General features: G+C 72.6%; 10 protein-coding genes and 1 pseudogene. 4 read left to right on the top strand and 7 right to left on the bottom strand.

What is annotated here, in order from left to right; translation table 11 throughout:
- Positions 1 to 24 precede the first annotated feature (24 nt).
- Positions 25 to 3,054 (top strand): AfsR/SARP family transcriptional regulator, encoded by a 3,030-nt coding sequence (locus FM051_RS18595; protein ID WP_158844736.1) that lies wholly within the window; start codon positions 25 to 27, stop codon positions 3,052 to 3,054.
- Positions 3,055 to 3,316: 262 nt separating this feature from the next.
- On the opposite strand, the gene tsaD is transcribed toward FM051_RS18595, so the two are convergent.
- Genes tsaD through tsaB form a run of 3 tightly spaced genes read right to left on the bottom strand, consistent with a single transcriptional unit; the run spans position 3,317 to position 5,491 of the window.
- On the bottom strand, positions 3,317 to 4,369 hold the full coding sequence (gene tsaD, locus FM051_RS18600) for a tRNA (adenosine(37)-N6)-threonylcarbamoyltransferase complex transferase subunit TsaD (protein ID WP_158844739.1): 1,053 nt from the start codon (positions 4,367 to 4,369) through the stop codon (positions 3,317 to 3,319).
- Positions 4,362 to 4,820: a ribosomal protein S18-alanine N-acetyltransferase gene (gene rimI / locus FM051_RS18605; RefSeq protein ID WP_158844742.1), complete on the bottom strand. Its 459-nt coding sequence runs from the start codon at positions 4,818 to 4,820 to the stop codon at positions 4,362 to 4,364. Before rimI ends, tsaD begins: the two co-directional genes overlap by 8 nt.
- On the bottom strand, positions 4,817 to 5,491 hold the full coding sequence (gene tsaB, locus FM051_RS18610) for a tRNA (adenosine(37)-N6)-threonylcarbamoyltransferase complex dimerization subunit type 1 TsaB (protein ID WP_158844745.1): 675 nt from the start codon (positions 5,489 to 5,491) through the stop codon (positions 4,817 to 4,819). Before tsaB ends, rimI begins: the two co-directional genes overlap by 4 nt.
- 75 nt (positions 5,492 to 5,566) lie before the next feature.
- Between tsaB and FM051_RS18615 the strand changes: the two are divergent.
- The 3 genes and pseudogenes from FM051_RS18615 to FM051_RS18625 form a co-directional block, all read left to right on the top strand.
- Positions 5,567 to 5,659: pseudogene (locus tag FM051_RS18615) on the top strand (MerR family DNA-binding transcriptional regulator); the annotation flags it as partial.
- Positions 5,660 to 5,913: 254 nt separating this feature from the next.
- Entirely contained in the window at positions 5,914 to 7,254 is a 1,341-nt protein-coding gene (locus FM051_RS18620) for an acyl-CoA synthetase (protein ID WP_158844748.1), read from the top strand.
- A complete protein-coding gene (locus FM051_RS18625; protein WP_158844752.1) occupies positions 7,251 to 8,468 on the top strand; it encodes a carboxyl transferase domain-containing protein in 1,218 nt (405 codons plus the stop codon). Before FM051_RS18620 ends, FM051_RS18625 begins: the two co-directional genes overlap by 4 nt.
- Positions 8,469 to 8,642: 174 nt before the next feature.
- Here the strand turns inward: FM051_RS18625 and tsaE are convergent, their stop codons facing one another.
- From tsaE to FM051_RS18645, 4 genes are all read right to left on the bottom strand, one after another.
- Entirely contained in the window at positions 8,643 to 9,101 is a 459-nt protein-coding gene (tsaE, locus tag FM051_RS18630; RefSeq protein ID WP_238412481.1) for a tRNA (adenosine(37)-N6)-threonylcarbamoyltransferase complex ATPase subunit type 1 TsaE, read from the bottom strand.
- The gene (locus tag FM051_RS18635) at positions 9,098 to 10,201 is read right to left on the bottom strand and encodes an alpha/beta fold hydrolase (RefSeq protein ID WP_162470723.1); all 1,104 of its coding nucleotides are present in this window, start codon (positions 10,199 to 10,201) and stop codon (positions 9,098 to 9,100) included. Before FM051_RS18635 ends, tsaE begins: the two co-directional genes overlap by 4 nt.
- On the bottom strand, positions 10,198 to 11,334 hold the full coding sequence (gene alr, locus FM051_RS18640) for an alanine racemase (RefSeq protein ID WP_202918905.1): 1,137 nt from the start codon (positions 11,332 to 11,334) through the stop codon (positions 10,198 to 10,200). Before alr ends, FM051_RS18635 begins: the two co-directional genes overlap by 4 nt.
- A 124-nt stretch (positions 11,335 to 11,458) precedes the next feature.
- On the bottom strand, positions 11,459 to 12,853 hold the full coding sequence (locus FM051_RS18645) for an NAD(P)H-hydrate dehydratase (RefSeq protein WP_158844761.1): 1,395 nt from the start codon (positions 12,851 to 12,853) through the stop codon (positions 11,459 to 11,461).
- Between the last annotated feature and the right edge of the window lie 5 nt (positions 12,854 to 12,858).

Raw genomic sequence — 12,858 nt, forward strand, 5'->3', positions numbered from 1 at the left:
GGGGGTGACCGTTACGGTCCGGTCGTGAGGTTTGGGGTGTTGGGGCCGCTCGGGGTGTGGACGGCGGGCGGTGAAGTCGTCCGGGTGCCCGAGGTGAAGGTCCGGTTGTTGTTGGCGGACCTGCTCGCACACGAGGGGCGGCCCGTTTCGGCGGACCGGTTGGCGTTCGACCTGTGGGGCGACGAGCCGCCCGGCAACCCGGTGAACACGCTCCAGACCAAGGTCTCCCAGTTGCGGCGGGCGTTGGAGGCGGCCGAGCCCGGTGGGCGTGACCTGGTCGGGTACGGGCCGGCCGGGTACGCGGTCCGGGTTGATTCGTCCTCTTTGGACGTTCTGCGGTTCCGGGAGTTGGTGGCCGGAGGGCGGTTCGGTGAGGCGCTGGCCCTGTGGCGGGGTGAGCCGCTGGAGGAGTTCGCCGACGCGCCGTTCGTCGGACCGGTGGCGGCCCGGTGGACCGAGGAACGGCTGGCGGCGTTGGAGGAGTTCGCCGAGGCGGGGACGGTCGACCTGGCCGACGAGGTGGCCCGGCACCCGTTGCGCGAACGTTTGCGCGGACTGCACATGCGCGCCCTCTACCGGGCCGGACGGCAGGTCGAGGCGTTGGCCGGTTACGCCGAGCTGCGCACGCGGCTGGCCGACGAGCAGGGACTGGAGCCCGGCCCCGAGCTGGCCGCGCTGCACCGGGCGATCCTCAACCACGACCCGGCGCTCGGCCCCGTCCCGCGGCCGCGCACGAACCTGCCCGTGCCGGTCACCGACCTGGTCGGCCGGGACGAGGCCGTCGACGACCTGCGGGACGTGCTCGGCCGCTCCCGGCTGGTCACGCTCACCGGACCGGGTGGGGTCGGGAAGACGAGCCTGGCCGTGGAGGTCGCGCGGCGGGTGTCGGTCGCGGACGGGGTGTGGCTGGTCGAGTTGGCGGGTGTCGGGCGGGCCGAGCAGGTGGTGAACGCGGTGGCCGACGTGCTCGGCGTGCGCGAGGACGCACCGGGCTTCACCCGGTCCGATGACTTGCCCGACCGGGTCGTGGAGGCGTTGCGCGCACGTGAGGTGCTGCTCGTGCTGGACAACTGCGAACGGCTGGTCGAACCGGTCGCCGCGTTGGTGTCCCGGCTGCTCCGCGCCGCACCGGGCCTGCGCGTTCTCACCACCAGCCAGGAACCGCTCGGCCTGGCGTTCGAGACGGTGTGGGCCGTGCCGCCGTTGGACGTGGAAGGCGCCGTCACGTTGTTCGCAGCGCGCGCTGCCGCCGCCGCGCCCGGTTTCACGCTGACGCCGGACAACGCGTCGGTGGTCGAGGCGATCTGCCGTCGGCTCGACGGTCTGCCGCTGGCGTTGGAGCTGGCCGCGACCCGCGTGCGCGGCCTCGGCGTGACCGCCCTGCTGGACCGGTTGGACGACCGGTTCCGGCTGCTGGCCACCGGGCACCGCGACGCGCCGGCCCGCCAGCGCACCCTGCGCGCGATGATCGACTGGAGCTGGGACCTCCTCGGCGACGCCGAGCGGATCGTGCTGCGGCGGTTGTCCGTGCACGTGGACGGGTGTGCGTTGGACGCGGCCGAGGCCGTGTGCGCGGGTGGCGGTGTGGCGGCCGACGACGTGCTGGACGTGCTCACGAGTCTGGTCAACCGCTCGTTGGTGGTCGCGCCCGAGCACACCGGTGAGCCCCGGTTCCGGTTGTTGGAGTCGGTCGCCGATTACGGCCGGGAACGGCTGCGCGAGGCGGGCGAGTCGGAGGACGTGCGGCGGCGGCACGCGGCGTTCTACCTGGCGTTGGCCGAACGGGCGGACCCGGAGTTGCGTGCCGCGCGGCAGCTGGAGTGGCTGGACCGGTTGGACGCCGACACCGCGAACCTGCGTGCCGCGCACGACGCTTCGGGCCCGGACGGCGCTGCCCGGCTGGTCAGGGCGTTGACCTGGTACTGGTTCCTGCGCGGACGGCTCCGGGAGGGACGGCGGCTGATGACCGCGACCGATCCGGTGACGGTGGCGTGGCGGGCCGGGTTCGGGGTGCTGCTGGGTGAGACGGCCGAACCGTCCGCCGTGTCCGGCACCGCGGATATCGCAGATCGTCTGCAACAGGCACGCGCCCGGTGGTTCCTGGGTTATGTGTTGTCGACAGTCGGCGATATGCCGCGTGCCGTGAAGCTGACCGACCAGGCGCTGGAGGCGTTCGAGGAGCTGGGCGACGAGTGCGGAGTGGCCGCCGCGCACAGCGACCGGGTGAGCCAGGCCCTCGGCCGGGGCAGGGTCGAGGAGGCGCGGGAGTCGGCCGAACTGAGTGCCGCGCTGTTCGCCTCGCTGGGTGAGCGGTGGGGGCAGCTGAAGGCGTCGTTCGGGTTGGGGATGCTCGCGCAGCTGTCCGGGGACAACGCGCGGGCGGAGGCCGTGCACCGGGAGGGCTTGCGGGTGGCCGAGGAGCTGCGGTCGTGGCCCGAGGTGTCGTACAAGTTGTCGTGGCTGGGACGGGTCGCGTTGTCGAACGGCGATTACGCGAAGGCTCGTGACCTGCACGAACAGGCTCGGCGGGCGGCAGCTGAGCACGGGTTCTCGCCGGGTGAGGTCTACGCGGAGACCGGGTTGGCGCTGGGCGCGCGGCGGGAGGGGCGGCTGGACGCGGCCGAGGCGCACTGGGATCGGCTGCGGGCGTGGCACCGGCAGGTCGGGTTCGAGGCGGGCGCGACGCTGATGCTGGCCGAACTGGGGTTCGTGGCGGAGTTGCGCGGTGACGCGGAGCGGGCGTTGGAGTTGCAGTCGGAGGGGTTGGCGCTGGCCCGGCAGGGAGGTGACCCGCGGGCGATCGCGTTGGCGTTGGAGGGGATGGCGGGCGCGAAGGCGTCGGCCGGTGACGCGGCGGAGGCGGCCCGGCTGCTGGGTGCGGCGACGGCGGCCCGTGCGTCCGTGGGCGTGCCGCTGCCGGCCGGGGAACGCGGTGACGTGGACCGGATCGGTGCGGTGGCCCGTGACGTGCTGGGCGCGGACGCCTTCACGGCGGCGTTCTCCGCCGGGCACGCCGAAGGCCTCGACGTGCGGATCCAGGCGCAATACCAGTGACTTAAAGCTGTTTCTGCGAGAAGACCGCTACGGGCTACCGCCCCAGCCTCCTCATCGCCGGCGTCTTCCTCCGAATCGTCGCGGGTGGCGGTTCGGCCGGAGCCGGCAGGCCCGGAGATCGGCGTCCGAAGAAGGACCTGGCGACAGCAGGCGACCGGGTGCCGCGATCCCTGTTTTTGATCCTGCCAGATCGCACCGCCGAGATCGCGCCGTCAAGCCCGGTCTGCGGACAACTCGCCGGACCCGAACGCGGGACTCGGGGTCAGTGGATTTGGATGGTGCCCACCGGGAGGCCGGGGGTGGTGGAGAGGTCCAGGGAGGACGGCTTCGCGCCCGCGGCGACCAGGTGGGCGCCCAGTGCGGCGATCATCGCGCCGTTGTCCGTGCACAGGCGGGGCTTCGGGACGCGCAGTTCGATGCCGGCCTCGGCACAGCGCTCGGCGGCCAAGCCCGAGAGGCGTGAGTTGGCCGCCACGCCGCCGGAGATGACCAGGGTGTCCACGCCGAAGTCCTTGCAGGCCCGGATCGCCTTGGCGGTCAGCACGTCGGCCACCGCCTCCTGGAACGACGCGGCGACGTCCGCCAGCGGGATCTCCTCGCCCGCGCGTTCCTGCTTCTCCACCCACCGGGCCACCGAGGTCTTCAGGCCGGAGAACGAGAAGTCGTACTTGGAGTCGCGCGGCCCGGTCAGACCGCGCGGGAACGCGATCGCGCAGCCGTTGCCCTGCTTGGCGAGCTTGTCGATGGGCGGCCCGCCGGGGTAGGGCAGGTCGAGCAGCCGGGCGACCTTGTCGTACGCCTCGCCCGCCGCGTCGTCCACGGTGGACCCGATCTCGGTGATCCGCTCCGCCAGGCCCTCGACCAGCAGCAGCTGGGAGTGCCCGCCGGACACCAGCAGCGCCAGGCACCGCTTCGGCAGCGGGCCGTGCTGGAGGGTGTCGGCGGCGACGTGACCGGCGAGGTGGTTGACGCCGTAGAGCGGCTTGTCCAACGCCGCCGCGTACGCCTTGGCCGCCGACACGCCGACCAGCAGCGCACCCGCGAGCCCCGGGCCCGCGGTGACGGCGATGGAGTGCACGTCCCGCAGCTGGATGCCGGCCTGCTCCACCGCGCGGCGCATGGTCGGGACCATCGCCTCCAGGTGGGCGCGGGACGCGACCTCGGGGACCACGCCGCCGAACCGGGCGTGCTCCTCGACGCTGGACGCCACCTCGTCGGCGAGCAGTTCCATCGACCCGTCCGGGCCGAGCCGGACGATGCCGACACCGGTCTCGTCGCACGAGCTCTCGATACCGAGGATGAGTCGGTCAGTCACGGTTCGCGGGCCTTCCCATCGTGTACGCGTCGGCGCCCGACGGCTGGTAGTAGCGGCGGCGCAGGCCCAGGTGCTCGAAGCCGTGCGCCAGGTAGAGGTTGATCGCGGGCACGTTGTCCGTGCGCACCTCCAGGAACACCGGGAGGCCCGCCTCGTCGGCCTTGGCCAGCAGCGCGCGCAGCAGGGTCTTGCCCACGCCGCCGCCCTGGTGGGCGGTGACCACGGCGATCGTGTGCACGCTGGACTCGAAGTCCGTCAGGCCCAGGCCCGCGTACCCGATCAGCACGCCGTCGACGTACGCGCCGACGTAGAAGTTGCCGTTGTCCAGCTCGCTGCGGAACGCGTTCTCGCTCCACGGGTCGTCACCGGGGAACAGCTGCTGCTCGATCTGCGCGCACCGCGGCACGTCCTCGCGGCGCAGAGGGGCGATCGTGACGGTGCCCGCGCTCACGCCTTCGTCACCCGCTTCCGGCCGACCGGCTCGACGGCATCGGGCCGGCGCAGGTAGAGCGGGGTGAGAGCGGCCGGACGGGCGCCCGCGAGCAGTTCCTCGGCGGCCACCGCGACCAGGGACACCGGTGACGGGTAGCGCGCCTGCACAACCGGCAGGTTCAGCACGTCGGCGTAGATCTCGGCGCCCTCGCCGGCGGCGTCCGACACGGCGGGCAGCTTGCCGACCAGGTCGGCGGGCCGGTCCACGTGCGGGCCGTCGGTGCGCCGGCCGGCCGCGTCGTAGGCCGCCCAGTACACCTCTTTGCGGCGCGCGTCGGTGGCCACGAGCAGCGGTCTGCCGGTGGCGGCGTCCAGCGCGATCGCGTCCGGGGTCGGCACCGGGTAGACCGGCCGGTTGAGGGCCTGCCCGAGGGCGGCGGCGGTGACCAGGCCGACGCGCAGGCCGGTGAACGGCCCCGGACCCGAGCCGCACACGATGGCGTCGAGGTCGGCGAGCGTGTGCCCGGCCTCGGCCAGCGCCGCCTGGAGGTGCGGGGTGAGCAGCTCACCGTGCGCCTTCGAGTTCACCGTCACCCGCTCGGCGAGCAGGCGGGGCAGCGAGTCGGGCGTCAGTTCCACGACGCCGGCCGTGACGGCGGGCGTGGCGGTGTCCAAGGCGAGCACTAGCACAACGGAGAAGAGTATCGGGTGGTGTGGCCCACACTTGTGTTGACGTCCACCTCAAGGCAGAGGATCAGCACCGCGGTGATCGGAGAACTGGCGCGGCGGGGTGGGACCACCACCCGGGCGCTGCGCTACTACGAGTCCCTCGGCCTGCTGCCCGCGCGGCGCGGGGCCTGTGTTGGATTGCGCCGCCTCCGGCGTCGCGGGCTCGGTCGCCCGGAAGTCGACCGCTCGCGCCTGATTTCCGACGATCGAAAAGCGTGATCGCCGGAAAATGAGGCGCGAACGATCGACGCGACCTCGCGCGGTGGTCCGGTCAGTTGGGGAGCGTCCCCGGCGTGTCGAAGCGCGGCCGAAGATCCAGCTGCTGGCGTGGCTCGAACCACACTTGTGATGCGCTCGGCGGCGGGGCCGGTCACTGTTGGTGGATGCTGCTGCCAGCGCTGGCCACGCCGTCGTCCAAGATCGCTTTGCGGTTCCCCGAGCGGGAGCTGACGTACGAGCAGTTGGCCGCGGAAGCCCGTCGCGTCGCTTATGGGCTCGTGGGCAAGCGGCGGGTTGCGGTGTGGGCGCGGTCGACGCCCGAGACGTGTGTGGTGATCGTCGGCGCGTTGCTGGCGGGGGTGCCGGTCGTGCCGCTCAACCCGAAGATCGGCGAGAAGGAACTCGCGCACATCCTCACTGACAGCGCCCCTGACCTGGTTATCGACGACGATATCCCGCAGGGCCCGCCCGTCGACCTGCCCGAGCCGGACGGTGAGGCGCCCGCGCTGATCGTCTACACGAGTGGCACGACGGGGCCGCCCAAGGGCGTGGTGCTGCCGAGGCGTGCGCTCGCGACGAACCTCGACGCGTTGGCGCGGGCCTGGGAGTGGACCGAGGACGACGTGGTGGTGCACGGCCTGCCGTTGTTCCACGTGCACGGTCTGGGTGTCGGGGTGCTCGGCCCGCTGCGGCGCGGCGGGACCGTGCACCACCTCGGGTCGTTCAGCGTGGCGAAGGCCGCCGAGGCGCTGGCCGCCGGCGGCACGATGATGTTCGGCGTACCCACCATGTACCACCGGATCGCGGCCGAGCCCTGGCAGGCCGGATCACAGCACGCCGGCGCGTTCGGGAAGGCCCGGCTGCTGGTGTCGGGTTCGGCCGCGCTGCCCGCGTCCGTGCACGAGCGCATCGAGCAGCTGACCGGTCAGCGGGTGGTCGAGCGGTACGGGATGACCGAGACGTTGATGAACACGAGCGTCCGCGCGGACGGTGATCGTCGGCCGGGCACGGTCGGGCTGCCGTTGGACGGCGTGGAGGTGCGGGTCGTCGGCGACGAGCCGGGCGAGATCGAGGTGCGCGGGCCGAACCTGTTCCTGGAGTACCTGAACCGGCCGGACGCCACGCGTGAGGCGTTCCACGACGGCTGGTTCCGCACCGGTGACCTGGCCGTGGTCGAGCCGGACGGCTACCTGCGGATCGTCGGCCGCCGCGCCACGGACCTGATCAAGAGCGGCGGCTACAAGATCGGCGCGGGCGAGATCGAGAACGCGCTGCTGGAGCACCTCTCGGTGGCCGAGGTCGCGGTGACCGGCGAGCCGGACGACGACCTGGGCGAACGGGTGGTGGCGTGGGTCGTGGCGAAGGGCGAGGCGCCCGCGCCGGAGGTGTTGAGCGATCACGTGGCCCGGCTGCTCTCGCCGCACAAACGGCCGAGAGTGGTCCGGTACCTGGACGCGTTGCCGCGCAACGACATGGGCAAGGTGTTGAAGCGGGAGCTGCGGTGAACCCCCTCGGCTGGCCGGGGTACGAGGCCCAGCTGGACCGGGCGCGGGAACGGTCCGGTGGCGCCGAATCGGTCTCGTGGCGGCGGCACCGGCACGCCGTGGTGATCACGTTCGACTTCCGGTTCCTCGGCGGTTCGGTGGGCACGGCGACCGGCGCGCTGATCGAGGAGGCGTTCACCGAGGCGCGGGCCACTCACCTGCCGGTGGTGTCGGTGATCGCTACCGGTGGGAGCCGGATGCAGGAGGGGATGCTGTCGTTGCGGCAGCTCCAGCGGGTGGCGCGGCTGTGCGCGACGCACCGGGAAGTCGGTCTGCCGCACGTGTCCGTGCTGTGCGATCCGACGACCGGCGGCCTGTGGGCGTCGTTGGGCGCGGGTGCGGACGTGGTGATCGCGGTGTCCGGCGCGCAGGTCGGGTTCGCGGGGAGCAGGGTGCGGCCGGTCGACGACCCCGCTTACACCTCCGAAGGGCAGTTCGCGGCGGGGACTGTGGATTTGGTGGTGTCGCGGGACGAGGTCGACTCGACCGTGACGAGGGTTCTCGACGTGCTGACCCGTGGTGACGCGGTGCCGGCCGAGGTGCCGCGCGCTCTGGGTGCTCAAGAACTGCCCGAAAGCGGGTGGAGCGCGGTGTTGCGGGCGCGTGCTCCGGAACGTCCCCGTGCCGCCGCCTACCTGGACGACTACTTCGACGACCGCGTGCCGATCAGCGGTGACCGGGCGGGTGGGGTCGATCCGGGGATGCTGAGCGGCATCGGGCTGCGGGGTGGGCGGGCCATCGCGTTCGCCGCGCAGACCGGCACCGCGACCACCCCGGCCGGGTTCCGCACCGCGTCCCGCCTGATCCGGCTGGCCGAGCGGTTCGCGTTGCCGGTGTTGACCCTGGTGGACACGCCGGGCGCGGCCAACGACGCGGCGGCCGAACGGGCTGGTGTCGGCGCGGCCATCGCGGAACTGTTCGCCACCGTCGCCGAAGCCCGCGTGCCGATCACCACCTTGGTCATCGGGGAGGGCGGGTCCGGGGGCGCGTTGGCGCTGTCGTCACCGGAGCACACGTGGATCGCGCCGGACGCCTACTTCTCGGTGATCGCGCCGGAACTGGCGGCGGCGATCCTCAAGCGCGACGACGTGCCGCAGCTCGCCGACGACCTGCGGCTGCGGCCCCAGGACCTGGTGGAACTGGGTGTGGTGCGCGGCATCTCGGACCACCGTTAGCCCACGGAAGGCCCACCACCAACCCGCGAGGTCGCGTCGGTCGTTCGCGACTCATTTCCCGGCGATCACGCTTTTCGATCGTCGGGAAATCAGGCGCGAGCGGCCTGCCCGCCGCGGAGCGGCACTTGGGACACAGCCAGGCGACCGAGCCCGCGACGCCGGAGGCGGCGCAATTCAACGCGGTAGCTCGCGCTCGGTCCACGCGCCGTGCGGGTGCAGGTGGGCGATCCGGACGTCGTCGTCGCGCCGTTCCAGCCTGATCAACAGGTGGTCCTCGGACAGCCGTTCGGCCGCACCCTCGCCCCACTCGACGGCCACCACCGCGTCCACCAGGTCGGTGTCCAGGTCCAGGTCGTCCAACTCATCGAGGTGCCCGCCGAGCCGGTAGGCGTCGACGTGCACCAGCGGCACGCCGCGACCGTCCGGCGCGGGGTCGTGCACGCGGGCGATGACGAACGTCGGCGAGCTGACCCTGCCCGTCACGCCCAGTCCGTCGGCCAGGCCGCGCACCAGCGCCGTCTTGCCCGCGCCCAACGGGCCGGACAGCAGCAGCAGGTCACCGCCCCGCACCAAACCGCCCAGCTTGCGCCCGAACTCCTCGGTGTCCTGCACCTCGGGGAGCGTCACGCTCACGCTCGTCGCCACCACCGCCGCCTGCTTTCCGACCGTTCGACGGCACTGCGCCGAACCAGTCCGACCAGGTGCCCGGTGACCAGGTCGGGTTGTTCCAACATGAGCATGTGGCCCGCACCGGACACGCGGACCAGTTCACCGTGCGGCATCTCCTCGGCCATCCGCTCGGCGTGCGAGAACGGCGTCAGCTTGTCCGCGTCACCGCTGATCACCAGCACCTCGCAGTGCCGCAGACCGGCCAGCGCCTTGTAGCGGTTGTGCGTGCCGAGGGTTTCCAGGAACTCGGTGAGCACCTGCACGGTGGTTTTGCCGATCATTTGTTCCATCAGGTCGACCAGCGACGGGCTGACCTTGCCGGTGCCGAACGCCAACGCCCGGATGCCGCTCCAGGTGAGCGTGGACGCCCGGCGCCTGACCCACTCCACCAGGCCGGGTTGCAGGCCCGCGAGCCGGCCGACGCCCAGCGTCACCGGGTTGTAGCGGGACAGCACCGACTTCGGCAGACCCGCGCCGCCGACCGCGCCCGCCGCCGTGCCGACGAGGGCGACGCCGCGCACCCGGTCGGCGAACAGCTCGGGCTGCTGCTCGGCCAACGCCATGATCGTCATGCCGCCCATGGAGTGGCCGACCAGCACCAACGGGCCGTCTGGCGCCATCGAGCGGATCACCGCGTCCAGGTCCTTGGCGCACTGCTCGATCGTGCTGCCCTCGGCGGTGGACCGGCCGGAGCGGCCGTGGCTGCGCTGGTCGTAGAGGACCTGGCGGACGCGCAGCTCGGTCAGGGTGGCCAGGTCGCGGCGCTGGAAGTGCCAGCAGCGGCGGTCCAGCGCGAAACCGTGCACGAGGACGACCGTGACGTCGGGCTTCTCGCCGTCCCGCGGGTCGACTTCCTCCACCGACAGCGGCACGCCGTCGTCCGCCGCGACGGTGGACTCGCGGGTCGGGGTGAGGAGGCCCAGCGGTTCCGCGGCGAGCGGGTCGTCGGCCTGGCGGTCGTGCTCGACCTTCTTGTGGTTCGCGGCAACGCCGACCGCGACACCGGTCGCGGCGGCGCCGAGGATGCCGCCGGCCCAGCCGACGGCCTTCCACACCGTGTTCACCGGTGCGCCCCGGTGTGTGTCCCGGCGTGTGTCCCCGTGTACGTCCTCGTCACCCGAGGCCGGTACATGCCGGTGACGATCTCGTAGTCGATGGTGCCGGTGGTGTCGGCCCACTCGCGGGCCGTCGGCTCGCCCTTGTCGCCGGATCCGAACAGCACGACCTCGTCCCCCTCAGCCACCACGTCGTCGCCGCAGTCGACCACGATCTGGTCCATGCAGACGCGGCCGACGACCGGGCGGCGGTGTCCGGCGAGCCAGACGTGCATCCGGTTCGAGAGGCTGCGCGGCACGCCGTCGGCGTAACCGACGGGCACCAGGGCCAGGTTCGTGTCGCTCTTGGCGGTCCAACTCAGACCGTAGGACACCGATTCGCCGGCCGGAATGCGCTTGGCGAGTGCGACCGCGGAGCGGAACGTCATCACCGGGCGCAGGTCGGTCGGGACGGGGACCGGGTTGAGGCCGTAGATCGCGATGCCGGGGCGGACCAGGTCGAGGTGCAGGTCCGGGCGGGTGATGACGGCGGCCGAGTTGGCGATGTGCCGGCGCGGGTCCAGGCCGGCGGCGAGGGCTTCGCGGTAGGCGTCGTCGAAGCGCTCGGCCTGGGCGTCGGTGGCGGGGTGGCCGATCTCGTCGGCGACGGCCAGGTGCGACCAGATCGAGTGAACCTCGACGTTTCCGGTCCTGGCGGCCTGGTCGACCAGTTCGGGCCAGTCGGCGGCCGGGCAGCCGTTGCGGGACAGACCGGTGTCGATCTTGAGGTGGACGCGGGCGGTCCGGCCGGCCTTGTCCGCGGCTGCCGAGACCTCCTTGAGCTGGGTGGTCGAGGAGACGGACAGGTCGACGTCCTGCTCGACGCCGGGCGTGTAGTCGGTGCCGGCCGGGTCGAGCCAGGCCAGGATCGGCACGGTGAGCCCGGCCGCGCGCAGCGCCAGCGCTTCCGCGAGCGAACAGGAGCCGAGCCAGGTGGCGCCCGCTTCGACGGCCGCTCTCGCCACTTCCACCGCCCCGTGCCCGTACCCGTCGGCCTTGACGACGGCCATGGTGTCGGCGTTCGACGCGAGGGCGTCGAGGAGGGCGACGTTGTGCCGGAGGTTGTCGAGGTCGATCACGACCTCAGCGCGAGGAGCAGCCATAACACCGCTCATGGTGACACAGCGCCCACCACCCCCTTCGCGGTGTCCGGCCACACGCGAACGTTGAACTCACCCCACCTGAACGTAGGACTCTCGCATTCCGAACGTAGGACTCTCGCGGGGGTTAGAGGGGGCGGACGGCTCGGATGGCGTCCGGGATGGAGTTCAGGAGGGCGGTGGCTGGGATCGGGGCGCCGTCTGAGGCCAGTTCTGCTGCCAGGACGTGGACTTTTGCGGCGCAGCCGGCTGCCAGGACGGGGTCCAGGCCTGCGGCTAGTAGTGAGCCCAGGACGCCGGACAGGACGTCACCCGAACCGGCGGTTGCGGCCCACGAGGTGCGGGCTCGGTTGACCAGGACCCGGCCGTCCGGGCCGGCGACCACGGTGGCGTGACCCTTGAGAAGCACTACGGCGTTGAACTGCTCCGCCGCCTTGCGCGCAGCCGCAACGCGGTCGGTGCCGACGGGTCCGACCAGCCGCTCGAACTCGCGGTCGTGCGGCGTCAGCACCAACGGGGTGTCGGGGTCGCGCGCGTCCCACAGGTCCGGGTTGTTGGCGAGCATGGTGATGGCGTCGGCGTCCGCGCACACCGGCACGCCGGCCTCCAGCACGGTGCGGAGGACCGCCTCGGCGCCCAGGCCGGTGCCCAGACCGGGGCCGACGACCCACGCCTGCACGCGGCCCGCGTCGGTGATCGACCCGGTGCAGATGGCCTCCGGCCACCGCGCCCGAACGTCCTCGGCCGCCGCACCCGCGTACCGCACCATGCCGGACGTGGCCAGCAGCGACGCACCGGTCGCCAGCACCGCCGCACCGGGGTACGTCGCCGAACCGGCGGCGACACCCGTCACGCCCTGGGTGTACTTGTCGTCCTCCGCCCCCGGCACCGGCCACGCCAGGCCGACGTCGGCGACGTCCAGCTCGACCAGGTCCGGCCCGCCCAGCTCGCCGTCCAACCCGATGTCCACCAGCCGCACGTCACCGCAATCCGCCAGCGCGTGCACGGGCTTGAGGCAGCCGAACGTCACGGTGGTGTGCGCGCGCACGGCGGGCCCGGCGATCGCACCCGTGTCGGGGTCGATACCGCTGGGCAGGTCGACCGACAGCACGGGCGCGTCGAGGTGCGCCACGTGTTCGGCGGCGTCCGGGCGCAGCGGACCGCGAGCGGAGAGCCCCACGATCCCGTCGATCACCAGGTCGACGTCGGTCAGGCGGGCGACCACCCGACCACCGGCGCGACGGAACGCGGCCAACCCCTCGGCGTGCACACGATCAGGCGTCAGCAGAACGGCGGACACGGCGACACCGCGTTTGCGGAGGTAGTACCCCGCCCACAACGCGTCACCGCCGTTGTTGCCCGCGCCGACGAGCAGGCCGACCCGCCGCTTGCCGCCGAGCAGGTCCAGCGCCGCGGTCGCGACACCGAACGCCGCCCGCCGCATCAGCGCGCCCGGCGGCACGACCGCCATGACGCGTTCTTCCGCCGCCCTGACCCGATCCGTCGTCCACAGACCCCGCATGGGGC

Origin of the sequence: Saccharothrix deserti, from assembly GCF_009769385.1 — a bacterium.
In the GTDB taxonomy this organism is placed as follows: domain Bacteria; phylum Actinomycetota; class Actinomycetes; order Mycobacteriales; family Pseudonocardiaceae; genus Actinosynnema; species Actinosynnema deserti.